Here is a 25,703-nt window from a genome sequence, read left to right on the forward strand (position 1 = left end):
GAGAGTTATTGTTGCAAAGCCCGCAGGATTTGACGCAAGCGCGGGAAATGGTGCGTGAAGCGGTGGATATTTACAACATGGAGCGGCCGCATCATGCGTTGAAATACAGAACCCCCGATGCGGTACATAGGGGGTTCTGAGTAGAAAAATGCTAGTTGAAAATGTGTAAACCTATTTCAGGACTAGACATGTCATTCACGGTTTTACATCACGTTTTTCTTTCTCCCGTCCACGTTTTGTCCACTGTTTTACACGCGCTACAGTTTTCTCCATACAAAGTGACATGTGGGAGATCACTAGTTCTATAAATGGATTGTATGCCAACAAACCATGTCTTTATTCTACTATTTAAAGAGTGACGGTAAATCGATGAGACTCGCTTGATATAACAAAATGATTTGTAGGGAGAAAAGCCCACCTTAACTATGGTCAGCGAAGGGGCTTTTTTTGTATTATTCCCCTCTTGACCTTATTTAGCCTAAAGGCTCCTGTATCGGGAGTGGTGACGAGGAAGACATGCAACAGCTTGAAGAAGTAGTCGGCCAAGCCAGAGCCGAAATTGAGGGCGTGAGCGATATCGCGACCCTCGACGAAATCCGGGTCAAATATCTGGGTAAAAAGGGCTTTTTTACCGAGCAGATGAAGGGCCTGGGTGCCTTGTCTGCCGAAGAGCGTCCCGCCGCGGGCGCCGTGATCAACCAGGCCAAACAGCAGGTTCAGGATGCGCTGAACGAGCGTCGTGAAGCGCTCGAAGTTGCTGTGCTGAACCAGAAGCTGGCTGCCGAGACCATCGATGTCAGCCTGCCGGGCCGTCGCATCGAGAATGGCGGTCTGCACCCGGTAACCCGCACCATCGAGCGCATCGAGCGCCTGTTTGGCGAGATGGGCTTCAAGGTTGCCCGTGGTCCCGAGATTGAAGATGGCTTTCACAACTTCGATGCGCTGAATATTCCGGCTCATCACCCGGCGCGTACCGATCACGATACCTTCTACTTCAATCCTGATCTGATGCTGCGTACCCACACCTCCGGTGTGCAGATCCGCACCATGGAGCATCAGCAGCCGCCGATCCGCATCATTGCACCGGGCCGCGTCTATCGTAACGACTACGACATGACCCACACCCCGATGTTCCATCAGGTTGAAGGCCTGCTGGTTGACGAGCATGCCAGCTTTACCGAGCTGAAGGGCATTCTGCACGACTTCCTGCGCAACTACTTCGAGGAAGACCTGACCATTCGCTTCCGTCCTTCCTATTTCCCGTTCACCGAGCCGAGCGCTGAAGTGGACGTAATGGGCAAGAACGGCAAGTGGCTGGAAGTGCTGGGCTGCGGCATGGTTCACCCGAACGTACTGCGTTCGGTCGGCATCGATCCGGAAAAATACTCGGGCTTTGCCTTCGGCATGGGCGTTGAGCGCCTGACCATGCTGCGTTACGGGGTCAACGACCTGCGTGCCTTCTTCGAAAACGACCTGCGCTTCCTCAAGCAGTTCAAGTAAGGGCGAGAGAACATGAAATTCAGTAAATCCTGGGTGATGGAGTGGGTCCGCACCGAGTTGAGTGACAACGCGCTGGCCGAGCAGATCACCATGGCCGGTCTGGAAGTGGACGCCGTGGAAGCGGTGGCTGGCCAGTTCAACAATGTGGTGGTGGGTGAAGTGGTCGAGTGCGCCCAACATCCTGACGCCGACAAGCTGCGGGTGACCAAGGTCAACGTGGGTGAGGCCGAGTTGCTGGACATCGTCTGCGGCGCGCCAAACTGCCGTCAGGGCTTGAAAGTGTGTGTGGCCAAAGTAGGGGCGACCCTGCCGGGTGATTTCACCATCAAGAAAGCCAAACTGCGTGGTCAGCCGTCCCACGGCATGCTCTGCTCTTTCAGTGAGCTGGGTATCGACGTTGAAGCCGATGGCATCATCGAGCTGCCGGCCGATGCCCCCATCGGTACCGATATTCGTGACTACCTCAATCTGAACGACGTCTCCATCGATGTTGATCTGACTCCGAACCGTGCCGATTGTCTCGGTATCGCCGGTCTGGCCCGTGAAATCGGCGTGCTCAACAGCGTCGACGTGGTCGAGCCGACCTGGGCACCAGCTGTTGCCACTATTGATGCAACTTTCCCGATCCGGGTTGAAGCACCAGCTGATTGCCCCCGTTATCTGGGCCGCGTCATCAAGGGGCTGAACTTGCAGGCCCAGAGCCCGCTCTGGATGCAAGAGAAGCTGCGCCGTGGCGGCATTCGCTCCATCGACGCCATCGTCGACATCACCAACTATCTGCTGCTGGAATACGGTCAGCCGATGCACGCCTTCGATCTGGCTACCCTGGAAGGGGAACTGGTGGTACGTCGCGCCCACGCTGACGAGCCGATGACCCTGCTCGACGGCAACGAAGTGAAGCTCAAAGATACCACCCTGGTGATTGCCGATGCCAAAGGTCCTGCCTGCATGGCCGGTATCTTCGGCGGCAACCGCACTGGTGTATCCGAGACCACTACCGACATCCTGCTGGAGTGCGCCTTCTTCGCGCCGCTCTCCATCACCGGCCGTGCCCGTGCCTACGGTCTGCACACCGACTCTTCCCACCGCTTCGAGCGCGGGGTGGATCCGGAGTTGCAAGCCAAGGTGATGGACAGAGCCACCCGTCTGCTGTTGGAGATCTGCGGCGGCGAAGCGGGTCCGGTCATCGAGGTCAAATCCGATGCCCATCTGCCGAAAGCGGCCCCCATCAAGCTGCGTCGCAGTAAGCTCGACAAGGTGATCGGTATCAGCGTGGCTGACGCTCAGGTGGTCGAGATCCTGACCCGCCTCGGCATGCAGGTCACTGTGGATGCTGACGGTTGGACTGCGCTGGCACCCTCCTGGCGTTTCGATATCGCCATAGAGGAAGACCTCATTGAGGAAGTGGCTCGCATCTACGGCTACAACAACATCCCGAACCTGAAACCCGCCGCTTCTCTGGCGATGGTGGAGCAGGCAGAAGGTCAGGTGACCTTGAAGCGCGTGCGCGACCTGCTGGTTGACCGCGGTTTCCAGGAAGCGATCACCTACAGCTTCGTCGATCCCAAGACCCAGCAAACCCTGTTCCCGCAGAGCGATGCCATCGTGCTGCCGAACCCGATCTCGGTCGAAATGTCCGCGATGCGTGTCTCTCTGTTCCCGGGTCTGGTGCAAGCCGTTGTTTACAACCAGAATCGTCAGCAGCCGCGTGTGCGTCTGTTCGAGCAGGGTCTGCGTTTCATCAAGGATGAAAGCGCCGAGAACGGTATCCGTCAGGAGCCGATGCTGGCCGGTATCATCACTGGCAACCAGAGCGACGAACACTGGGATATCAAAACCCGCGCAGCCGACTTCTTTGATCTGAAAGGAGATCTGGAAGCGGTGCTGGACTTGACCGCCGAAGGGGCCACCTTTACCTTCGAGCGCACCGAGCACAGCGCCCTGCACCCGGGCCAGAGCGCAGCCATCCTGCGCAATGGCGAGATCATCGGCCACATCGGCGTGATCCACCCGAGCCTCGAGAAGAAGCTGGGCCTCAAGAGCCGCGCGGTGATGTTTGAGCTGGAGCTGGATAAGCTGACCCCTGCCAAGGTGCCGGTTGCGGCCGAAGTTTCCAAGTTCCCGGCGAACCGTCGCGACATTGCCGTGGTAGTCGATCGTCAGGTTCTGGCAGGTGATGTGCTTGCGGTAATTAAAAAAGTTGGCGGAAATCAGGTAGTTGGAATAAACTTGTTTGACGTATACCAGGGTGCTGGTATGGCAGAGGACAAGAAGAGCCTGGCCATCAGTCTTGTATTGCAAGACACCCAGCGCACCCTGGAGGAGAAAGAGATTGCCGAGACCGTAGACAATGTCGTGCGGGCCCTTGGTGAAGAGTTGAATGCATCCTTGAGGGATTGATCTATGGCGCTTACCAAAGCCGACATTGCAGAGCACCTGTTCACCCAGCTCGGGATGAGCAAGCGTGAAGCCAAAGATATGGTGGAAGCCTTCTTTGAGGAAATCCGACAGGCGCTTGAGCGTGGTGAACAAGTCAAGATTTCAGGCTTCGGTAACTTTGACCTTCGTGAGAAGAATCAGCGTCCCGGACGCAACCCCAAGACGGGCGAGGATATTCCTATCAGCGCCCGCCGCGTGGTGACCTTCCGGCCTGGCCAGAAGCTCAAGGCCAGGGTAGAAAATGTTGAACCCAACGAGTGATAAAAAGCCAGGCAGATGCCTGGCTTTTGTTTTCAGATGACCAAATTCCCCGTTTTTCTTCTGGGTGCCGTACTGGCACTGCCATTGCACGCCAAGCCTTTGCAGACCACAGTGCTGCCGTTGGCGCCGGCGACCCAAGCTTATGTAAATTCACTGAGTCAGCTCTCGCTCTGCTATCCTGCGACGCTTCCTCCACCATACCTGATGGCCGAGGGGGGTCTGCTCAAGGATCGTCTCGCCCGGTTGCAGGAGCTGTTCCCGGTTCCCCTCGTGCTCAAAGAGTTGCCCGATTGGCAGATATTGCGCAACGGGCTCGCAGAGGGTGACTGCGACATCATTCCCTATGTCGGAACCCGCAAGAAGGCCGTGGAGGGCATGCGGTTAAGTCGTCCGATGATGGAGACCGATGCCGCCATCCTCTACAAGGGTGAAAATCTCAAACAGGCACGCTTTCTGGTCTACTCGCTGGCAGACTCTGCCCGCCTGCTGCACGAGCTCTATCCACAGGCACGCATTATTTCCCTAAAAAGCGGAGAGAAGGTCTACGACGCGCTGCAGAGTGGCAAGGGTGATGCCTATCTGGGGGACTATCTGCAACTGCGCTATCTGATGCGCGAGTTTCCTGCCGATGGTTTGCGCCTGCGCCGCCTGTTTGGTGAGGATCGGATCATCAGCTATCGCTTGATGATGCGTGATCAGCCTGAGTTGGCCAATCTGGTGGACACCCTGATCCGTCATATGCCCGCCGGTACTATCTATACCGATCTGGCCCGTTATCTCGATCAGGGGTCGCTCTACGTCAACCAACCCCACTTCAGCGATACCGAGCAGGCCTGGTTATCCGGCCGCGGGCGCACCATTCGTCTTGTGGTCAATCCCGAGTTGATGCCCTATAGCGGTGTCAATGATCTGGGGGAGCCGAAAGGGTGGAGCGCGGATGTGCTGCGCTGGGTCACCCAGGAGACCGGCCTGAAATACAAGCTGGTACCTGCAGCCAGCAAGGCGGAGGCCGTAGAAAAGCTGCGCCTTGGTGAGGCGGATATGATGGCCGGCTTGCCGGAATCCCCGGCATTGACGGATCAGTTCATTTTCAGTCGGACGATCTCCACCAATCGGTTTGCCTTGATCAGCAAGCGCAAGTTGGCTGCCGATCGCATCACCCAGCTCAAGCGGCAGCGTATTCTGGTACCTGAATCCCTCTACGATCCCTCCTTGCTCGCCCTGCTTGGTGATCAGGAGTGGCTTCGCACCGACGGCCTCGAGCAGGGGTTAGCAGCGATCAAGCAAGGCAAGGCTGACGCCATGCTGAGCGAGCTATATCAGCTGCAATATCCCCAGCGTACCAACTTGCTGGAAGGGCTCGATATTGAGGAGCTGGAAGATCGCTTCAGTCTTGGCTTTGCCATCAACAAGAGTCAGACCGAACTGGCCGGGGTGATGGATCGCAACCTGATGGCCCTTACCAGCACCCAGATTGACGAACTTAACCAGCGCTGGCGCCGCTTGCTCGTCGTGCAGCAACCCGGTGTGAGCTACGCCGCCTGGTTTGGCTCCATCGCCATGGCACTGCTGATCAGCGGTATTGTCATCGGCGGGATCTGGCGTTCCCGCCAGCAACTGGCAAGGGAAGTGGCCCAGCGTCACGCCGCCGAGAAGGCGCTGGCCATCGAGAGCGAGCTGCGGGAAACCATGTTTCAGGCGTTGCCGGTGCCCGTCTATCTGCGCAACAGCCAGGGCAAGGTGATCAAATCCAATAAACAGGGGCGACGTCTGGCCCTGCGCTACTCTCAGCAGTTGATGCTGCCGCCGGTTCAGCCGCAAAAGAGCGAAGGGGAGCTGGTGCTGGGGGAGCAGGTCTTCGCCTATGCCCAGCATCCGCTGCGGCTGGACAAGCAAGCACCTGCCACCGATCTCATCGCCCTGTCGGATATCAGTGTGCTGCGTGAGCAGGCCCGTTTTCTACGTCAGGCAGAGCGCCGCCTGCGTGCCGTGACCAATACAGTCCCCGGCGTGGTGCTGCAGTTTATGTTCGAGCGGGGACGGGTAGGGGCCATCGAGTTTATCAGCCGAGGCTGTTACGAGCTGCTGGGGCTGGCGAGCCAGCAGATCCGCCGTGAGCCCAAACGGGTGCTCATTATGCTTGAGCGCGAGGATCGCCGCCGGGTAAGCCGTGAGATGTTCGCCATGTTGCAGGCTGGCAAACCCTTCGCATTCACCCTGCGCTATCACCATCCGACCAAGGGTCTGCGCTGGTTGCAGCTCTATGGCCGTGGCCGCAGTCAACCGCATGGTTGGCGAATTTATGCGGTGATGCAGGATGCCACTGCCCGGGTCGAGCAGGATCAAGCATTGCAGCACTCCCATGAACAGGCGCAGCAGGCGGTGCAGGCCAAGGGCCGTTTCCTGGCGGCGATTAGCCACGAGATCCGTACACCGATGAACGCCATGCTCGGCTTGCTTGAGTGGCTGGCCAGCACCCCTTTGTCGAGAGAACAGGATTCGGCGCTGGCGCGGGTGCGTCAGGCGGGGGATGAGCTGCTCGGCCTGCTCAACGATGTACTCGACTTTAGTCGCAACGAAAACAGCAAACTCTCCCTCTCGCCCCAGCCCACCGATTTCGCCGAGCTGTGCGAGCACGTGGCGGCGGTGCACTGGAGTAAGGCCAGATCCAAACGGCTGCAATTACGATTGCGGCTTGACCCTGCCTTGCCAGCCTTGCTGACTCTCGATCCCCATCGGGTACGGCAAGTGCTCCACAATCTGCTCTCCAATGCCATCAAGTTCAGCCTGCGTGGGGAAGTGGTGCTGTGGGTCGAGGTAGTCGCATCGACCTTGCGCTTCGGGGTCGATGATGAAGGGCCGGGGATCACCGCCAAGATGCGTCCTACTCTCTTTATGCCATTCGAACAGTTTGCTGTTGAAGGGCAGTTGCGGGCGCCGGGCACCGGCCTTGGTCTGGCGATCTGCAAGCAGCTGCTCGAGCAGATGGGCGGGTTGATCGATGTCGAGGGACGCCCGGGCGGTGGTAGCCGCTTCTTCTGCGAGTTGCCGTTGCAACAGGTTCAGCAAGATATCGATTGGCAGCCAAGAGTACGCCAGTTATCCCTCTCACTGCCTCACGATGAGGTTTTGGGGGTCACGCCCTGGTTGTCCAGGCTCGGTATTCATGTTGCCAGTCGTGCGGTTGATCTGCTGCAGGCCGAGAGAGACGAGGATAGTCTGTATCACTGGTCATGGCAGGGGGAGTCCTGGGTGCCGGGCACCATGATCAGCCTGTTCCAGCCACGGATGACATCAGAGCAACCTGTGGGTGAGATGCAGCCTGGGCTTGGTATGCGGGTACTGCTTGTTGAGGATCACGATGTCAACCGGGAGCTGATCTGTATGCAACTGGGGCAACTGGGTGCAAGCGTAGTCAGTGCCGCCAATGGGCAGCTGGCGCTGGAGATGCTGGTGAAGCACCAGGTGGATCTTGTGTTGACAGACCTGCAGATGCCGGTGATGAACGGGGCCGAACTGTGCAGGCAATTGCGTAAATCCGCGCGTTGGGCCCGTCTTCCGGTCTATGTGATCACCGCAGATCTCAGTGAGCAAGCGGCAAGGGAGCTGCAATCCTGCGGTTGCGATGGTCATCTGGACAAGCCGGTCGCCCTCAAGGTGCTGGCGACCTTGCTGCGCCATATTGGCAAAGAGGGGAGCAATGCTGTCGCCCCGACGCCGGTTGCCTCGTTGCTGACCGATGAACTGGCTGCCCTTTATCTGAAGGCTACCCGTGATGATTTGGCCGAACTTGAACGCTGCTGCACAGAAGAAGATGAAGTTGGCGTGAATGCTGCTTTACACAAGCTGAAGGGGGCCGCCAGAATGGTAGGAGCCACGGCGCTGGTGACGGTGATTGACGAGTGGCAACAAGCCCCCCATCCAGCTCTCCAGAGCAGTTTGAACCGGGCGTTGGATGAGTTCAGCCAGCATTTCTCGAAAAGGACCCAAGATGATCATTACTGATGAAGAACTGCTGGCGTTGCTCGACTCGGAAGAGCACGAGGCGGCAGATTTTTGCCCTGTCTTGCTCTATGCGCTTGATCGGGCCTCCCATGAGCTGGCAAAGAGCACGACACTCCCCTCTTATGTCACTTTGCAGCGCACCCAACCGGACGCCTGCTGGCAGTGGGAAGGGTTGTTTGCGGCAGGAGCCATTGCCCTTTACGATCCTGCCGCTCACCAGCAGGCGGACTATTTCCCCGAGTTGCAGCATCATCAGGGAATTTATGCCATTGGTGAAGATTGGCTGGGAGGACTTGCCGCCAGTTACCGTGACTGGAACAACTGGCTGGCGGCCAAGCGGGTACTGCTGCTAGAAGATCACCCGTTTCAGGGGATGCAGTTACAGCAGGCTATCGCCGAACTGGGGCTCTCCTGCCAGTGGGTGCAGGATGAAACTGCCTGTCTTGCTGCGTTGGAGGCTGGCGACATCAGTCTGCTGGTGTGTGATCTCAGTCTGGTGGAGCAGGATGCCATCAGCCTGCTGATGAGCCAGCCGCAAATTCAGCGCAGCGGGTTGCCGATCATTCTCTTGTCGGCGCACGAGCAGACATTGATCGACGGTGCCCGCCGTCTGCTGCACGATGCCGGTTTCAATGTGCTGGCTGCACTGGCCAAGCCACTCGATGGCAACGAGTTGCTCAGGTTGCTGCGCGGACTCTATCTGGGGCCTCTGCGTCAGCGTCGGCTGAGTGGCCAACGTCGAACAATTCGTCGTTGGCAGGGGGAAGTGCAGGGTCAGCTTGGGCTGCTCTCCAGCCCCGCGACTCCTCATCCGGTCTGGCTGGCGGTAACGGGTTTACCCGGCCGCTGGGAGGCACTTAAAGAGTGGTTGACGGATCAGTCACGTAGCCCCACAGAGCTGACATTATTGATCCATCGTCGGGATCACCTGTTGAGCAATGGAGAGCGGTTTGCGCTGGTACTGCAAGCGAGTCTGGCGGGGAGCAAGCTGGCGTTGCTGCTCGATAACAGCCAGCATTTGCCATTCGATCTGCTGGAGCGTTTGCCGTTGAGCGCTTTGCTGCTGGGGCAGGCGCTTTTACCCGAAATAGAGTCATTGGCCATGGACTCCCTGCTGGGACGCTTTATGGCCCGAGTCAGAGAGCTGGGGATCGCCGTCTATCTCGATGATCCTTACAATCTGCTCGACGCCGAGGTGTGGCGGGAGCAGGGTATTGCGGGGCGCTGGTAACCCGTGCCCCGTTATCTCTGCTGGCCCATCCATCGGGAGCGTCTCTGCAAGGGGCTGGCAGGCTGGCCCCATCCGGCTTCGCGGTCGGTACTGCCACTGACGATGCAGGTCGCCGACCAACCTTGTCTGCTACGAGAGCTGCAGGGGGTGGATCCTGACCGTATGCTGGCCGCCTATGATGCGCTCAGTGAGGAGAGCATCTACTTGCGTTTTATGCGCCCCAAACGGAGGCCACCGCCGGAGCAGGTGGCCCAGTTTCTCAATTACCATCCCGAACACCAGATCTCGCTGTTGCTGACCGATCTTGCCGGTGAGCCGCTGGCTCAGGCTCAGTCCATCCGGCGTCGACTCCATCCGGAGCGTGCCGAATTTTCCTGCATCGTGGCAGATCATTTCCAGCACAAGGGAGCGGGACGGCGCATTCTGCTGGCGCTGGCACTGCTGGCCCGAGCTGAGGGGATCTGTGAGTGGACCGCGGAGGTGCTGGCCCAGAATCGTCCCATGCTCACTTTGCTCAAGCGCCTTGGTCTGCCGCTGACCCTGGTAACCGGGCGGGAGATGGTTTTTGTCAGGCTCGATCTGACCGTGCTGGATGAGTGGTTGCCCGCACAGCCACGCCAAGCTTTTAAGACCAAGGGCGAATAGTGGCGCTTTTTTCCCTGTGCTAAGGTCACACTATTATGCGGGGATAGACGGAGCAGCTTATGGCGCAGTCATACAAACATATCGTGATCCTAACCGGCGCGGGGATCTCTGCCGAATCCGGCATCAAGACTTTTCGTGCCTGCGACGGTTTGTGGGAAGAGCACAAGGTCGAGGATGTGGCGACCCCCGAGGGGTATGCCCGGGATCCCGAACTGGTGCTGCGCTTTTACAACTCCCGCCGCAAACAGCTGCAACAGCCCCAGGTTCACCCCAATCCGGCCCACTATGCGCTGGCCCGCCTCGAACGACTGCTGCCCGGTTCGGTGACTCTGGTCACCCAGAACATCGACAATCTGCACGAGAGCGCTGGCAGCAAGAACCTTATCCATATGCACGGCGAGCTGCTCAAGGCCCGCTGCCCCGAGTCCGGTCAGGTAATCGAGTGGCGTGGCGATCTCCATCAGGACGAGCTCTGCTCCTGCTGCCAGTTCCCCCAGCCGATGCGTCCCCATGTGGTCTGGTTTGGCGAAATGCCGCTCGGGCTGGATCGCATCTACAGCGCGCTTGCCCAGTGCGATCTCTTTATCTCCATCGGCACCTCTGGCGCTGTCTATCCTGCCGCCGGGTTTGTCCATGAAGCGGGATTGAACGGGGCGCACACCATCGAGCTCAATCTCGAGCCGAGCGAGGTGGGCAGCCAGTTTGACGAGAAACGTTATGGCCCAGCCTCCCTGCTGGTGCCCGCCTATGTCGATGAGTTGCTGGAGGCGTGCGGCATTCATCAACCGAGGCAAGTCGAGGGACACAACTGGATGGAGATGCGCGGTCCCTGAGCTAGTGTGCGACGGGACAGTTGCAATGGTTCGGTGAAATCGCCACACTGGCAACCATTTAAAAAATGGGACGCATTTGGCGCAAATTACCATGACCGCAGTAAAGCAATGGATCGCTTTTTTTCTCCTGATGCTGGCCAGTGCCAGTGCATCGGCCTCCATCCCCCTGATGACCCTGGTACTGCCAGATGGCCAGCAGGTGACTCTCGATGAGTCGGCCCTCTCCGCCTTGCCACAGACCGAATTCACCACCACTACCCCCTGGACTCAGGGTGCCCACCACTATCGCGGACCGACCCTGTCAGCCGTGCTGGCGGCGCAAGGGATCCCGGATGCCCGCAAGATCGCCGTCTCGGCCCTCAACGGCTATCAGCAGGTGGTGGATCTGGCACTGTTCGACGGCGTGCCGCTGACCCTGGTGCGCCAGGAGGACGGCAAACCGCTGACCCGGCGCAACAAGGGGCCGCTCTGGCTGCTCATCCCGTTCACCACCTATCCCAAGCTGGACGTGCCTGCCATTCACAACTGCATGGTGTGGCAGGTGACCCGCATCGAGATCGTCGATTGATGGGGCTATCCCGCCAAAATCTGCTGTTGGTTGCGGTGTCGCTGCTGTTTCTGCTCTCGTCGGGCAGCAGCCTCTATCTGCAGTATCGGCAAGAGCAGCTGGTCGATACCTTCTACCGCAATGTCCACTGGAACATCAGCCAGGTGATGCTCGAATCCCAGCGTTTCCTCTACGACCTGCAGCTCTATCGGGCTGGCAGACTGTCGATGGAGACCCTGAGCCTCGATTACGATCTGCTGTGGAACCGGCTCGACATCTTCCTCATCAGCAGCGAGACCGCCGAGATGCGCCAGCGGCACGGACTCGGCAAGGTGCTGGCCACCCTGTTCGAGCAGATCAAGCAGCTCGAACCCCAGATGGAGGCTGGTGCGCTGCGCGAGGGGGCTGAGCTTGCCCGCTTGCAGGAGGCGATCGCCAGCCAGACCCGTCTTATCGAACAGATAGGGGATCAGATCCTCTCCGGCCAGGAGCGGGAGCATTCGGTCAGCCAGATCCGCAACAGCCTGTTCTGGCTGCAGATCTGGCAACTGATCCTGCTGCTGACCGGTGGCGCTCTGGTCGCAGCCCTCATTCGCGCCAATCTGGCGAACCGCCGGCTTGCCCTGCTCGATCCCCTGACCCAGCTTGGCAACCGCCGTGCCCTGCAGGAACAGCTCTCTCGCGCTCTGCATGCTGGCGAGGTGAGCGCTTTGGTGGTGCTCGATCTCAAGCGCTTCAAGCAGGTCAATGATCTGCTGGGTTATCAGGTCGGTGATCGGCTGTTGCAGATGGTGGCCAACAAGCTGCTGCAGGCCCATGGCAGCCACGCTTACCGGCTCGGCGGAGATGAATTTGCCGTGGTGCTGACCAAGGCGAATGATGCGCTGGAAACCGCCATTCATGAGCTGGTGGATCTGCTCCATTTCGAGTTCGTGACCCGGGAGTGCAGCTTCGATCTTGCCTGTCGGCTCGGGGTAGCCAAGGCACAGCAACAGGATGCCGCCCGGTTGCTGGATCAGGCGATCCTGGCCCTTAATCAGGCCAAGCGTAGCCAGGAGGGGGCGATCAGCTGGTTTGAGCCTGCCATGCTGCAGCAGTTGCAGTTGAGTCAGCAGCAGCTTCATCAGCTGCGAGAGTGGCTAGCGGGGCGCGAGCCTGCACCGCTGCGAGTGGCATTGCAGGCGCTGACGGACGGGCAGGGCAACGACATGTGGCAATTGGCGCTTGAGTGGCGTGAGCAGGGAGTGCCCTGCCAGATGCGCTGGCTGCAGGAGTGCGGTGTGCTGGGGCCCGTGTTGGCCCGGGTGCTGCAAACGCACGAGGCGCAGTATGCCGATGGTCGGGCACTGCTGGTCCCGCTCGACAACCAGGCCCAGCTGACCCATCTACTGGCCTATCTGCCGGGGTCTTCCCGCACGCCGCTGGTGTTGCTGATACCAACGCTGCAGCCGGATGGTGTCTTGCTGGCGGGATTGCAGCAGCAGCGTTGCTCTCTGGCGCTCAGAGAGATTGGCAGCACCACCGCGGCGCAGTTGGCAGCCGGCTGGCCTGTCCGCTACTGGCTGCCGCAGGGTGATGAAGATGGCGAGTTGTTGCAACCGCTGGCCCGACGATTGGGGTTGGTGCCACTGCAAGTGCTGGCAACCAGGGAAACGAGGTCGCTGGCCTGAGGGCAAAAAGCGGTATTGCACCGGCAAGAGACAGAATGAAACAAGGCGACCTCGGGGTCGCCTTGTTCTTTTGTTGCCCCTGAAAATCAGGGGCGAGGGGCGCAGGATTGCCTGATCACCAGGTCAGGGTCGACGGTGATCAGGTGATTCTCCACCGCTTCGCCGTTGATCCGCGCCAGCAGGCGGGTGACGGCGAGGCGCCCCAGCTCCTCTTTGGGCTGGTTGACGGTGGTGAGCGGCGGCGACATAAATTCGGCCAGCGCCACATTGTCATAGCCAACGATGGAGATATCCCGCGGGATCACCAGCCCCGCCTGATGGGCGGCACTGATGGCCCCCATTGCCATCATGTCGTTGCAGACAAAGAGGGCGGTGGGACGCTCGGGCAATGCCAGCAGACGGGTCATCGCCTGATGGCCGCTGGCGCAGTCAAAATCACCCTCCTGGATCCAGGCTTGATTGATCGTGATACCCGCCTCCTGCAACGCCTGCTCAAAGCCAGCTTGGCGCTGGTTGGCGGGGGCGCGGCTGTGGGGGCCTGTGATACAACCGATGGCGGTATGGCCCAGCTCAATCAGATGGCAGGTTGCGAGATAACCGCCGTGGAAGGAGTTGTCGGCGATAAGATCCACATCTTCGCTGACCAGCCCCCAATCCATCACCACCACCGGCAGGCTCTTGAGCCAGTCGAGCTGATTGAACACCTCTTGTTGGCCTTCGCTGCACATGATCAGCAGGCCATCGACCCGCTTGCGCAGCATCATCTTGAGGTAGGAGAGGGCGGTTTCCGCCTGACCTTCGGTGTTGCCCAGCATCAGGTTGTAGCCCTGCTCGAAGCAGTAACGCTCCACCCCGCGCACCACCTCGGCAAAGAAGGGGTTGCTGGAGGTAGTGACCAGCATGCCGATACTGTTGGTCTCCTTCACCTTGAGGCTGCGGGCCACCAGACTCGGGGCATAGTTGAGCTCGCGCATGGCCGCGAAGACCCGCTCGCGGGTCTCCTCGGCCACGAAACGGGTCTCGTTGATAACATGGGATACGGTGGTGGTGGAGACCTGGGCCCTCGCCGCCACCTCCTTGATATTGGCCATCAGTGCCCCTGTGCAGTCTGCTCAAGCAGGAAGGCGTCGACCTCCTGCTTGCTCGGGATGGAGCTCTGGGCGCCGAAGCGGGTGACGGAGAGTGCCGCCGCCCCGTGGGCAAAGCGCACCGCGCTGTGGAAATCGGCACCGGCCAGTTCCGCCGCCAGTAGGGCGCCGTTGAAGGTATCGCCCGCGGCAGTGGTATCCACCGCCTTGACTCGAAAGCCCGGAATCAGCTGTTGCTGCTGTGCGTTGCTGCAATAGACCCCCTGCGACCCCAGGGTGATCATCACGTCCGCAATCCCCATCTGGTGGAAGCGGGCGGCCGCCTCGCGGGCGCTCGCTTCATCGGTGACTTTGACGCCGCTCAACAGCTCCGCTTCGGTCTGGTTGGGGGTGATAAGGTCGACCAGAGCCAACAGCTCAGCGGAGAGCGGGCGGGCGGGGGCGGGGTTGAGCACCACCCGGGTGCCGTGGGCGCGGGCCAGCCGTGCAGCTTCATGGACGCTCTCGAGTGGCACTTCCAGTTGCAACAGCAGGGTGTGGGCGTCGGCGATCATCGCTTCATGGCCTTTCACCACGGATGGGGTGAGGGCGCCGTTGGCTTCGGCTGAGATGCCGATGCTGTTCTCCCCCTCATCGCTCACATAGATGATGGCGATCCCGGTGGGGAGCTTGGGGTCGAGCTCGACGGCGCTCACGTCGATGCCGTCTTTAGCAAAGCCGGTCTTCATCTGGTGGCCGATGGCGTCATCGCCGATGCGGGCGATAAAGGAGACTTGTGCACCTAACCGGGCGGCGGCCACCGCCTGGTTGGCGCCCTTGCCACCGGGCACCACTTGATAGCTGTGGCCGGTCAGGGTTTCACCTGGGCGAGGAAAGTGGGGAACGCGCAGCACATGGTCTGCATTGACACTGCCCAGAACGACGAGACGATTCATGTTGAGTACTCCTGATGCATCTTGGCATGGACACGAAAGCCGGATCCAGGCCGGGAGGCACCGTAAACCTTGAGTGAAAAGGGGGAGGCGAACCTCCCCCCATCAACTTACTTGCTGACCACTTGCAGCGGAACCGGGATGGATTTTTCCACCGGCTGACCCTTGAGCACCTTGTCGGCGGTTTCCACGCCGATGGCGCCAATCAGGGCGGGCTGCTGGGCCACGGTGGCGGCCAGTTTACCCTTGGCCACGGCGGCCTTGCCATCGTCGGTGCCGTCGAAGCCGACGATCATCACCTCTTTGCCGGCGGCCTGCACGGCGCGGATGGCACCCAGCGCCATCTCGTCGTTCTGGGCAAAGACTGCTTGAACGGTCGGGTGGGCAGCCAGCAGGTTTTCCATGACGTTCAGACCCTTGGTGCGGTCAAAGTCGGCAGGCTGGGAAGCCAGCACCTGCAGCTTGTTGGCTGCCACGGCCAAGGCAAAGCCTTCACCACGGTCGCGGGCGGCGGAGGTACCGGCGATCCCTTCCAGCTGGATCACCTTGGCACCGGTACCCAGTTTCTCGGTGATAAAGTCACCGGCCAGCTTGCCGCCTGCCACGTTGTCGGAGGCAATGTGGGCCTTAACCTCACCCTGCGCAGCGCCGCGGTCCAGGGTCAGTACCGGAATTCTGGCGCGGTTGGCCAGACGAATGGCGTTGCCGACCGCTTCGGAGTCGGTGGGGTTGATCAGAATGGCGCCGACCTTGCGTACGGTGAGATCTTCCATGTTGGAGAGCTCTTTGGCCGGGTCATTCTGGGAGTCCAGCACCACCAGCTCGTAGCCAAGCTCTTTGGCTTTGGCTTCGGCCCCCTCTTTCATGGTGACGAAGAAGGGGTTATTAAGGGTGGAGACCACCATGGCCAGGGTTTGATCGGCGGCCTGGGCGGTGCCCAGCACGGACATGATGGCGGCAGCGAGCAGGGTATTGAGCTTTTTCATCATTTCATTCCTTGTGTGTGGCTTGTCTTATCAACGATTGCTTTTGTTATCGATCATCACGGCAAGCAAGATCACGCTGGCCTTGGCGATCATCTGGTAATAGGAGGATACGTCGAGCAGGTTGAGGGCGTTGTTCAGGAAGCCGATGATCAGCGCACCTATCAGGGTGCCCATGATGCGGCCCTTGCCGCCCATCAGGCTGGTACCACCCAGCACCACAGCGGCGATGGCATCCAGCTCGTAACCCATGCCCGCCGTCGGCTGGGCAGAGGAGAGGCGAGAGGTAACGATAAGCCCTGCCAGCGCCGAGAGCGCGCCGCACAGACCATACACCGCCAGCTTCACCCGATCCACATTGATACCGGAGAGGCGGGTAGCAGACTCGTTGCCGCCCAGCGCGTAGATGTATCGACCCAGACGAGTGTGGTTGAGCATGAACCAGGCGAGCAGGAAGACGATGGCCATCAGCCAGATGGGCACCGGCAGACCGAACAGGTAACCGGTACCGAGCCAGGCGAAGTGATCGGCGCCGTCACTGAAACCGGTGGAGATGGGGCGACCCTCGGTATAGACCATGGTGATGCCGCGCAGGGCGGTCATGGTGACCAGGGTGGCGATAAATGCCTGTACCTTGCCCTTGGCAATGATGAGGCCGCTGACGCCGCCCAGCAGGGCGCCGGCACCCAGAGTGAGGGGCACCACCAGCCAGATCGGCAGCTCCATCGCTACCATAGTCGCCGCCAGCGCACCGCACAGGGCCAGTACCGAGCCGACCGACAGATCAATACCGGCGGTGAGGATAACCAGCGTCATACCGACCGCCATGATGGCGTTGACCGAGGTCTGGCGCAGGATGTTGAGCAGGTTGTCGGCGGTGAAGAAGTTGGGGCTCAGGAAGGAGACCACACCAATCAGGACCAGCAGCGCGACCAGGGATTTGTTCTCGATCCACCAGGCCTTGTTCATGATGCCGCGGCGGGGAAGGGTTTGGGTTGTCATTGTGCTGCCTCTTGCTCTGCTTGCCACTGTTTACCGACTGCCGCCGCCATCAGCTTCTCCTGATTGGCATCGCGGGTGTTGAACTCTGCGCTGATGCGCCCTTCGTGCATCACCATGATGCGATCACTCATGCCGAGCACTTCCGGCATCTCGGAGGAGACCAGAATGATGCTCATCCCCTCCTTCTTGAACTGGTTGATCAGCTGATAAATTTCCTTTTTCGCCCCCACGTCGACGCCGCGGGTCGGCTCGTCGAGGATCAGCACCTTGGGCCGGGTCAACAGCCCCTTGGCGATGGCCACCTTCTGCTGGTTGCCGCCAGAGAGCAGCTTTATCAGCTGATCCTGACTCGGGGTCTTGATGTTGAACAGGCGCACATAGTCGCTCACCGCCTGCCGCTCGGCCTTGCCGTCAATCTTGCCGTTGCTGATGAACTCGTCGAGGGCGCACAGACTCATGTTCTCCCGCACCGAGAGCTCCAGCACCAGTCCATCACCTTTGCGATCTTCGGAGATATAGGCGATACCGGCGGCAAGACCATCGGCCGGACTGGTTGGCACCAGCGCGTGGCCATCGACCGTGATTTCACCGCTGCTGACGGGGCTGGCGCCATAGATAAGCTTCATCAGCTCGGTACGGCCGGAGCCCATCAGGCCGCTAAAGCCCAGAATTTCCCCCTGACGCAGGGAGAAGCTCACCCCGCGCACGCCGGGACCGGTCAGATCCTTCACCTGCAGACTGACAGGGCCAAGCTCGCGTTCAAGGCGCGGATACTGCTCTTCCAGACGGCGACCCACCATCATCTCTATGATCCTGTCTTCATCCAGATCGCTCACCGCCTTCTCGCCGATCCACTTGCCATCGCGCAGCACGGTGACCCGATCGCAGATCTCGAAGATCTCTTTGAGGCGGTGGGAGATATAGACGATGCCGCAACCCTGCTCACGCAACTCGCGGATAACCTTGAACAGTTGCTCGGTCTCGGTATCGGTCAACGCATCGGTGGGTTCGTCCATGATGATGACGCTGGCATCGAACGACAGCGCCTTGGCAATCTCCACCATCTGCTGTTCGCCGATGGAGAGATCCCCGAGCCGAGTATCCGGGCCATGCTTGACGCCAAGTCGCGCCAGCAGGCCGCTCGCCCGCTCGCGCAGCTGTTTGTGGTCGATGCTGCCAAAACGGGTGCGCGGTTCGCGCCCGAGGAAGATGTTGGCGGCAATCGACAACTCCGGCAGCAGGTTCAACTCCTGATGGATGATGCTGATCCCCTGATCCTGAGAGTCGCGCGGCCCCTTGAAGTGAACCGGTTGACCGCGATAGCTGACGCTGCCCGTATCGGCCTGATAGATGCCGGTCAGCACCTTCATCAGGGTGGATTTGCCGGCGCCATTTTCACCGAGCAGGGCCATCACCTGACCCGGATAGACTTTGAGGCCCGCCTCATCGAGGGCGCGCACCCCGGGGAAGGTCTTGACGATTCCGGAAAGAGCCAGAATGGGCGAGGGGAGCATATTGGCGTTGCTCATAGCTGCTTCCTTGGGAATTTAAAACGCCACGCCGGCGCAGAGAATGAGATTGGCGTAGGGGGTCACCTCGCCGCTGCGCACGATGGCCTTGCTCTGCTGGGAGCGAGCCTTGAATGCTTCGTGCAGGCAGTACTCGATGGTGATGGGCTTGCCCTGGGCGGCGGCGTGCGCCTCCAGCTGATCCACAAGCGCCTGATGGGCGGCGGGGCTGATCTGCTTGATCTCGCTTGCCATGATCACCTTCTCCACCACCAAGTCGGTGAGCAGGGCGGTCAGCACGGTTTCAAGGCTCGGCGTCCCCGCCATCAGCGCCAGATCGATCCGCTCCGGTCCCGTCGGAATGGGCAGGCCGGCATCGCAGACGGTGATCTCGTCGGTGTGACCCATCCGTGCCACCAGGGCACTCAGGGGAGCATTGAGCAGTACGCCTCGTTTCATACAGCACCTCATCAGGCCTTGGCCCGTCAATCTGTGAACCGTTAGGCAACCGGTTACGCAACCGGTTGCGTCATGGCGCAAAGATAGGCTTTTTACTAAGGAAGGGCCACGGCAAAACCACGGAAATGTGAAAACGATCTCAAAGGCGGGAGAAGAAGTGCAGGGGAGGCGGCAGGAAGGGTGTCAGCAGAGCCCTGACACCCTTGTTATTTATCGAGCTATTGATTTTATGGTTAGTTGGCCAGTGCCTTGGCGACCGCCGGACGGCTCAGCATGCGCTGATAATGATCGGCAACCTTGGGGAATTCACTGATCTCGACCTCATCGCTTTTCAGCCAGCCCGCGACCACGAACAGATAGATATCCGCCACGCTGAACTGCTCGCCCAGCACCCAGGGGCCTGCCAGATAGTGCTGCTCAATCTGGGCAAAGCCGTCACGCATATTGCTGGCGACTTTCTGCTGCATGGCGGCAATGGCCTGCTCGTCATCGGCCCAGCGGCTGCCACGGCGACCGTGGGCGTGGGAGACATGCACTGTGGAGGCGAGGAAGCTGTTGACCTCCTGCATGCGGGCCAGCAGGAACGGGTTGTCCAGCGGCGCCAGTTTGGCATCGGGGAAGCGCTGCGCCACATAGAGCAGCAGTGCCGGGGTCTCGGTCAGGGTGCCCTGCTCGGTGACAAGGGCAGGCACCCGCCCTTTGGGGTTGATGGCAAGATACGCAGGATCACGCTGCTCCCCTGCGGCGAGGTTGACGAGACGGGGTTGGAACGGGGCATTCGCTTCCAGCAGGGCAATCTGCACGGCCATGGCACAGGTGCCGGGAGCGAAATAGAGGGTCAGATCGGACATGAATACTCCTGATTGGCTCAGGCCACCCGCGATATCGGCGAAAAATGTGTTTTCGTGATACCTCGAGGGGTCATGAAAAAAGAGAGGGGGCAACGTTTGCCCCCTCAACCAATCTACACCCCTTAGAGGTGATGAAAAAGCGCAGAATTAATCGGTTTGTTTGACCATTTCATAAATTCCTCGGCTAAGGGTGCAAATCAGATGGTGTTGAACTTGATGGGATAGTTGATACCTGAGGATGGGCGGTTGGTACTGAAAGGACTGGGGCACAATAGCGTCCTTGGTTGTTCTCCCGCTCTTGCACGATATGATCGTCATCAGATATTCTAATTTTTGGGTCGTTACAATGAATCCTATCTAACAAGACTGATCTTCATTTAGATCATCAAACAGAAAACGGCCTTTTTAGATAACTTTTTGATGACTGCAATCGTTTGTGTTTGATACCATGTTCTTCTACAAACTTTCCACGGCTTTCATGGTGGCTATAATGTTTTATCATGCTTTAATCCGGTTATAAAACAACATGTAGGTAGTTGGAAATATATATGCAGTAGCCATGTTGTTTACTAAGAGAAGGGGAGTGAAACTCAGCGAAATTGAGAGTCTTAAGGAAAGGTAGGAAGTAGGTTAAGGAAAATAAAGAGGTGATCAATGGATGATGAAAAGGGAAACTCAAGCAATATCAAAAATAAAACCAAACTGATATCGGGTTTTGTAGCTTTGGCCGTGATAGGCGGAGGGTGGTACTGGTGGCTTAAAGAGCCCTATATTGAGCCAGAGATTAATCCCACCCCAACAGAATTGTTTACTATTCAGGGTGAGTTTCCTTTTGATAAGGGCTATCAATTAGCTGTTCATAGTACTTTCATTGCATCTAATAAAACTGACTCTACTTGCAGCAAAACTTTTTATGCGTTCGGTGTTATACCTGCAAATACTAGACTCAGGGGATGGCAAATAGATAACCCCATTAAGAAATATCAATCAAACAGATTCAGTGTAAAAGTGTCAAAAGACTATTTATTGCCTGACCGATGTAATTGGGTGTTAGATTCTGTTGGCTATTTTATAGTGAAGGCAGGTTCCGAGTTGGAGGCTAATTTGAAAGCTAACCCTTCAGATCAACATAATCGTCAAGGGTATTTTTTATCTTCAGCATACAGCAATTGGAGTGAGTTAAAACTGGGGAGTATAAATATTTCGTGCCGACCAGATGTTGGTCTTAAAAAATTAAAAGGTGGTGTTGTTTGTAAGCGACTGAATCAAAGAGAAGTAAATACATATAGACGTAACTATAAAGTTCATAATAAACCGCTACCATCGATAGTTAATTTTAAATTCGTTATGGAGGACAAAATGTCAAGCGCTAAACAAAATACTGTTTTAGAGAGTGCATATGGCGATCCACTAAATAATAATTTGTCCTATGAAAAGGGGGTATAAAGACTGTTAGTTAGATTAGCGAATCGTAATCGGACGTTAGCTGTTTCGATAAAATTGCACAGTTATTCCCCATAAACACATCCGTTTTGCCTATATCTCCACAGTGGGGTCGCTATGAGTTCCTCCCTTCTAAATGGAGAAATACATCGCCCCCCTCATATTTCCCTACAAATTTGCTCTGAAGCCGGCTGCAGTGGAGCACTTACAAAAATTGTGGTCTGTCTGGCTTAAAGATGACTATCTATATATTTTGCTGTTAATCGATGCGCGCCTGTGCCTCTCAGTGTCTATGACTGTTGTGCTTAAAAATTGCGCTGGTGGTTAAAAAGAGAAGGGGGCAAATATTGCCCCCTTAATCCATTAAGCCCATAAGGGCCGATTAACCGCCGACTTAACCGGCCTTGGCCACCATGGCTTTCAGCTGCAGGAAGTACTGCTCGTAGAGGCGGGAGGCATCACCCACATCGGACTGGAATTCGCCCTTGCGCTTGATCTCGTCGCTCGGGAAGACCATGGGGTTGTTGCGAAACGCCGGGGTGAGCAGGGGAATGGCATCCTTGACCGGGGTGGGGTAGCCAATCGCCTCGGCCACCTTGGCGGCCACATCGGGGCGCATCAGGAAGTTGATCAGGGCGTGGGCCTCTTTGACATGCTTGGCCTTGGCCGGGATGGCGAGGTTATCCATCCAGAGTACCGCACCCTCTTCGGGGTAGGTCATCTGGATGGAGGGGTATTCGCGCTGGGCGCCGTAGGCCGAGCCGTTCCACAGCATACCGATATTGACCTCACCGGCGATAAAGGGGTCGGCCGGGTTGTCGGAGTTGAACGCCTTGACGTTGGGCATCAGCTTTTTCAGGTATTCGAACGCTTCGGCAATTTGCGCCTTGTCTTGGGTGTTGGGGCTGTAGCCCAGCTGCACCAGCGCGATATGGAACACCTCGCGGGCATCGTCCATCAGCAGCAGGCTCTCTTTCCACTCCGGTGCCCAGAGTTGCTTCCAGCTGGTAACCGGCTGCTCGATGATGTCGGTGTTGGTGCCGATGCCGGTTGCGCCCCAGATATAGGGGATGGAGTAGCGGTTGTCCGGGTCGTACTCGTGGTTGAGCAGGGTCGGGTCAAGGTGCTTGAAGTTGGGCAGCTGGGCGCGCTCCAGCGGCTGCAACATCCCCTCTTTGGCCATTTTCGAGATGAAGTAGGTGCTGGGCACCACCACGTCATAGCCGTCACCATGGGTTTTCAGCTTGGCGTAGAGGGTCTCGTTGGATTCGTAGGTGGAGTAGATCACCTTGATACCGGTCTCTTGCTGGAACTGCTCCAGCAGGCCATCCGGCACATATTCCGACCAGTTGTAGAAGTAGACCACCTTGTCGTCGGTCGCGTGAGCGCTCTGGCTCAGCAGCGGGGTGGTGAGGGTGAGGGCGGCTGCCAGCATGGCGCCGGCCTTGTGTTGGATTGTCATCAACAACTCCTTGGGGTTATGGGGCCTTGCGGCCCACCGTGACAGAGTTCGCCAAAGGTGGCGGGGACGAAACGGGCAGGATCAACCCTGCCGTTTACGCAGTAACAGTTGCGCCAGCAGCACCATCCCGAGGGAGGCGACCAGCATCAGGGTGGCCAGGGCGTTGACCTCGGGGGAGACGCCCACCTTGACCATGGAGTAGATCTTGAGCGGCAGGATCTCGTAGGCAGGGCCGGTAACAAAGGAGCTCACCACCACGTCGTCCAGCGACAGGGTAAAGGAGAGCAGCCAGCCCGCCATCACCGCCGGCAGCGCCAGCGGCAGTATGATGCGGCGCAGGATGATCCACTCGCCAGCCCCCAGATCCCGCGCGGCTTCCAGCATCCGCACATCAAAACCGCACAGCCGCGAGTAGACGGTGATCACCACAAACGGCAGGCAGAAGGTAATGTGGGCGATCAGTAGCGACCAGAAGCCCAGCGCAATGCCGGTCACCACAAACAGGGTCAGGAGCGAAATGGCCATCACGATATCGGGGGACATCATCACCACGAACAGCATGCCGCTCACGTACTGCTTACCGCGAAAACGGTAGCGAAACAGCGCCACGGCGGTGAGGGTGCCGATCAGGGTGGCCGCGGTGGCGGTGAGGGCGGCGATGGTCAGGGAGTGCTGGGCCGCCTGCATCAGACTGGCGCTGGCAAACAGCTTTTCATACCAGCCCAGGGTAAAGCCGCGCCAGTCGATGCCATATTTCGACAGGTTGAAGGAGTTGGCGATCAGCACCCCGATGGGCACATAGAGATAGCCAAACACCAGCAGCAGGAACAGAGCTTTCAGTGCGCGCATCATGCCAGCTCCCCCTTCTTGCTCAATAGCTTGCCTGCCCGCCAGTAGCAGTAGACCAACAGCGCCATCAGCACCGTCAGCATCACGCTGATGGCCGCACCAAAGGGCCAGTCACGGCTGTTGAGGAACTGGGTCTTGATCAGGTTGCCGATCAGCAGGTGCTTGGCGCCCCCCAGCAAGTCGGAGACATAGAACATCCCCATGGCGGGCAGGAACACCAGTAGACAACCGGCGATGATGCCGGGCAGGGTGAGGGGCAGAATGATCCGCACCAGCCGCTGCCAGCCGTTGGCGCCAAGATCACGCGCCGCCTCCAGCAAACGGCCATCCAGCTTCTCGATGCTGGAGTAGAGCGGCAGCACCATAAAGGGGAGCAGCACATAGACCAGCCCGATGATGACGGCCACCTCGGTATACATCATCTGCAGAGGTCGCTCGATAAGCCCCAGATCCAGCAGCCAGCCATTGATCAGCCCCCGGGTGCCGAGCAGCACTTTCAGCGCATAGGTGCGGATCAGGGAGTTGGTCCAGAACGGCACCACCACCAGAAACAGCAGCAGCGGGCGGATACGCGCTGGCAGATGAGCCAGCAGCCAGGCAAAGGGGTAGCCCACCAGCAAGCAGATGGCGGTGGCGAGCAACGCCAGCCAGAGGGAGTGGAGCAGCACCTCGAAATAGAGGGGGTCCAGCAGGCGGCCATAGTTGCTCAGGGTAAAGAGCGGCGCGATAAGCTCGGACTCGTCACGGGTCAGGAAGCTGACGCCGATGATCATCAGGTTGGGCAGGAAGACAAACAGCGTCAGCCAGCCGAGGATCAGCGCGATGGCCCCGTTGCGAAAGCCATTGTGGGCAAAGCTGTGCGGTACCCGCAGATTAGTGAGGCTCATAGGGCAGCACCACCTCCCAGCTGTCGACCCAGTGGATCGCCACCTCCTGACCCAGACGGTAGTCAAAGTCGGGGTCATCCTCGTCGAAGAACTCGGAGATAAGCAGCTGTTTGCCGCTTTCGAGTTCGATCACCGAATCCAGCGTCGCCCCCTTGTAGTTGCGCTCGCGGATATTGCCCCGCAGCGCGCCGTTCTGATCGTCATCCTGATCGAGAATGCGCAGATCTTCCGGGCGCAGCAGCACCAGCACCTTGTCGTCTGGTTGGAACGGCAGTGTGGTATGAAGCAGGCATTCGCGCCCCTCCACCTCAGCCTGCCAGATACCGGGATCGCGCTGATTGATCAGCTTGCCATCCATCACATTGATCTCTCCGATAAAGCGGGCCACGAACAGGTTGGCTGGCGATTCGTAGATATCGCGCGGGGTGCCGCGCTGGATGATCTTGCCGCCCTCCATCACCAGGATGCGATCAGACATGGTGAGCGCCTCTTCCTGATCATGGGTAACGAAGACAAAGGTGATGCCAAGGCGACGCTGCAGCGCCTTGAGCTCGCTCTGCATCTGCTTGCGCAGCTTGTAGTCGAGCGCCGAGAGGGATTCATCGAGCAGCAGCAAGCGGGGCTTGTTGACCACGGCGCGGGCGATGGCGACCCGTTGCTGCTGGCCGCCGGAGAGCTGATCCGGGCGTCGGTTGGCCAGCTCGGTGAGCTGCACCATGGCGAGGGTCTCCTCGACCCGCTGGCGGATCTCGCTGGCCGGTACTTTCTGCATCTCGAGGCCAAAGGCGACGTTTTCAAACACCGTCATATGAGGGAAGAGCGCATAGCTCTGGAACACGGTGTTGATGTGCCTGTGTTCGGCGGGGATATGGGTGATCTCGTCACCGGCCAGATGGATGGTGCCGCCGTCGACCGATTCGAGCCCGGCCAGCAGGCGCAGCAGGGTGGTCTTGCCACAGCCGGAGGGGCCCAGCAGGGTAAGAAATTCACCGTCATAGATTTCAAGGTCAAGGTCACTCAGGATCACCTTGCCATCGTATTTTTTGCTGATCTTGTTCAGCGCGACAATTACCTGTGGATTGTTCATCATCCGCCAGTCTCACCCCAG

General features: G+C 58.7%; 22 protein-coding genes. 11 read left to right on the forward strand and 11 right to left on the reverse strand.

Going from position 1 to position 25,703, the window contains the following annotated elements:
• The 10 genes from G5168_RS00005 to G5168_RS00050 all read left to right on the forward strand — a co-directional run.
• Nucleotides 1–140 (forward strand): integrase core domain-containing protein (locus G5168_RS00005; protein WP_421172929.1); only part of this gene is annotated, 140 nt, incomplete at its 5' end.
• A 376-nt stretch (nt 141–516) separates the two neighbouring features.
• Complete coding sequence (gene pheS / locus G5168_RS00010; protein WP_005336686.1) at nt 517–1,500, forward strand: phenylalanine--tRNA ligase subunit alpha; 984 nt, start codon at nt 517–519, stop codon at nt 1,498–1,500.
• Nucleotides 1,501–1,512: 12 nt separating this feature from the next.
• Nucleotides 1,513–3,900 (forward strand): phenylalanine--tRNA ligase subunit beta, encoded by a 2,388-nt coding sequence (pheT, locus tag G5168_RS00015; protein ID WP_421251650.1) that lies wholly within the window; start codon nt 1,513–1,515, stop codon nt 3,898–3,900.
• Nucleotides 3,901–3,903: 3 nt separating this feature from the next.
• On the forward strand, nt 3,904–4,200 hold the full coding sequence (gene ihfA / locus G5168_RS00020) for an integration host factor subunit alpha (RefSeq protein ID WP_005300715.1): 297 nt from the start codon (nt 3,904–3,906) through the stop codon (nt 4,198–4,200).
• A 15-nt stretch (nt 4,201–4,215) separates the two neighbouring features.
• Nucleotides 4,216–8,205: an ATP-binding protein gene (locus G5168_RS00025; protein ID WP_421251651.1), complete on the forward strand. Its 3,990-nt coding sequence runs from the start codon at nt 4,216–4,218 to the stop codon at nt 8,203–8,205.
• Nucleotides 8,192–9,436 (forward strand): response regulator, encoded by a 1,245-nt coding sequence (locus tag G5168_RS00030; protein ID WP_216978764.1) that lies wholly within the window; start codon nt 8,192–8,194, stop codon nt 9,434–9,436. Before G5168_RS00025 ends, G5168_RS00030 begins: the two co-directional genes overlap by 14 nt.
• 3 nt (nt 9,437–9,439) lie before the next feature.
• Nucleotides 9,440–10,081 carry a GNAT family N-acetyltransferase gene (locus tag G5168_RS00035; RefSeq protein ID WP_216978765.1) on the forward strand — a complete coding sequence of 214 codons (642 nt, stop codon included), beginning with the start codon at nt 9,440–9,442 and terminating at the stop codon, nt 10,079–10,081.
• 59 nt (nt 10,082–10,140) lie between these two features.
• Nucleotides 10,141–10,914 (forward strand): Sir2 family NAD+-dependent deacetylase, encoded by a 774-nt coding sequence (gene cobB, locus G5168_RS00040; RefSeq protein WP_005336680.1) that lies wholly within the window; start codon nt 10,141–10,143, stop codon nt 10,912–10,914.
• A gap of 91 nt (nt 10,915–11,005) precedes the next feature.
• On the forward strand, nt 11,006–11,482 hold the full coding sequence (locus G5168_RS00045; protein WP_149152901.1) for a hypothetical protein: 477 nt from the start codon (nt 11,006–11,008) through the stop codon (nt 11,480–11,482).
• Nucleotides 11,482–13,131, forward strand: a complete 1,650-nt coding sequence (locus tag G5168_RS00050) for a diguanylate cyclase domain-containing protein (RefSeq protein WP_421230985.1) — start codon at nt 11,482–11,484, stop codon at nt 13,129–13,131. The genes G5168_RS00045 and G5168_RS00050 overlap by 1 nt, the downstream gene beginning before the upstream one ends.
• Before the next feature lie 86 nt (nt 13,132–13,217).
• Here the strand turns inward: G5168_RS00050 and G5168_RS00055 are convergent, their stop codons facing one another.
• The 7 genes from G5168_RS00055 to G5168_RS00085 form a co-directional block, all read right to left on the reverse strand.
• Nucleotides 13,218–14,222 (reverse strand): substrate-binding domain-containing protein, encoded by a 1,005-nt coding sequence (locus G5168_RS00055; protein ID WP_421230986.1) that lies wholly within the window; start codon nt 14,220–14,222, stop codon nt 13,218–13,220.
• The gene (gene rbsK / locus G5168_RS00060; protein WP_421230987.1) at nt 14,222–15,154 is read right to left on the reverse strand and encodes a ribokinase; all 933 of its coding nucleotides are present in this window, start codon (nt 15,152–15,154) and stop codon (nt 14,222–14,224) included. The genes G5168_RS00055 and rbsK overlap by 1 nt, the downstream gene beginning before the upstream one ends.
• A gap of 107 nt (nt 15,155–15,261) precedes the next feature.
• Nucleotides 15,262–16,137, reverse strand: a complete 876-nt coding sequence (gene rbsB / locus G5168_RS00065) for a ribose ABC transporter substrate-binding protein RbsB (protein WP_201932251.1) — start codon at nt 16,135–16,137, stop codon at nt 15,262–15,264.
• A gap of 30 nt (nt 16,138–16,167) precedes the next feature.
• On the reverse strand, nt 16,168–17,136 hold the full coding sequence (gene rbsC / locus G5168_RS00070) for a ribose ABC transporter permease (RefSeq protein ID WP_159158968.1): 969 nt from the start codon (nt 17,134–17,136) through the stop codon (nt 16,168–16,170).
• Nucleotides 17,133–18,665, reverse strand: coding sequence for a ribose ABC transporter ATP-binding protein RbsA (gene rbsA / locus G5168_RS00075; RefSeq protein ID WP_421230988.1), 1,533 nt, complete (start codon nt 18,663–18,665; stop codon nt 17,133–17,135). The genes rbsC and rbsA overlap by 4 nt, the downstream gene beginning before the upstream one ends.
• Nucleotides 18,666–18,683: 18 nt before the next feature.
• Nucleotides 18,684–19,103, reverse strand: a complete 420-nt coding sequence (rbsD, locus tag G5168_RS00080) for a D-ribose pyranase (protein WP_227342878.1) — start codon at nt 19,101–19,103, stop codon at nt 18,684–18,686.
• 233 nt (nt 19,104–19,336) lie between these two features.
• The gene (locus G5168_RS00085) at nt 19,337–19,954 is read right to left on the reverse strand and encodes a glutathione S-transferase family protein (protein ID WP_201937827.1); all 618 of its coding nucleotides are present in this window, start codon (nt 19,952–19,954) and stop codon (nt 19,337–19,339) included.
• Nucleotides 19,955–20,608: 654 nt separating this feature from the next.
• Between G5168_RS00085 and G5168_RS00090 the strand changes: the two genes are divergently transcribed.
• A complete protein-coding gene (locus tag G5168_RS00090) occupies nt 20,609–21,400 on the forward strand; it encodes a hypothetical protein (RefSeq protein ID WP_421251652.1) in 792 nt (263 codons plus the stop codon).
• 391 nt (nt 21,401–21,791) lie between these two features.
• Here the strand turns inward: G5168_RS00090 and G5168_RS00095 are convergent, their stop codons facing one another.
• From G5168_RS00095 to potA, 4 genes are all read right to left on the reverse strand, one after another.
• Complete coding sequence (locus G5168_RS00095) at nt 21,792–22,859, reverse strand: extracellular solute-binding protein (RefSeq protein ID WP_227342882.1); 1,068 nt, start codon at nt 22,857–22,859, stop codon at nt 21,792–21,794.
• An 81-nt stretch (nt 22,860–22,940) separates the two neighbouring features.
• A complete protein-coding gene (potC, locus tag G5168_RS00100) occupies nt 22,941–23,711 on the reverse strand; it encodes a spermidine/putrescine ABC transporter permease PotC (protein WP_005336644.1) in 771 nt (256 codons plus the stop codon).
• Nucleotides 23,708–24,595 (reverse strand): spermidine/putrescine ABC transporter permease PotB, encoded by an 888-nt coding sequence (gene potB, locus G5168_RS00105; protein WP_042083135.1) that lies wholly within the window; start codon nt 24,593–24,595, stop codon nt 23,708–23,710. The genes potC and potB overlap by 4 nt, the downstream gene beginning before the upstream one ends.
• Nucleotides 24,582–25,685, reverse strand: a complete 1,104-nt coding sequence (potA, locus tag G5168_RS00110) for a spermidine/putrescine ABC transporter ATP-binding protein PotA (protein ID WP_421251653.1) — start codon at nt 25,683–25,685, stop codon at nt 24,582–24,584. Before potA ends, potB begins: the two co-directional genes overlap by 14 nt.
• Nucleotides 25,686–25,703: the final 18 nt, after the last annotated feature.

The sequence above is a fragment of the Aeromonas sp. 600724 genome (assembly GCF_049175135.1).
GTDB classification, from domain to species: domain Bacteria; phylum Pseudomonadota; class Gammaproteobacteria; order Enterobacterales; family Aeromonadaceae; genus Aeromonas; species Aeromonas veronii_A.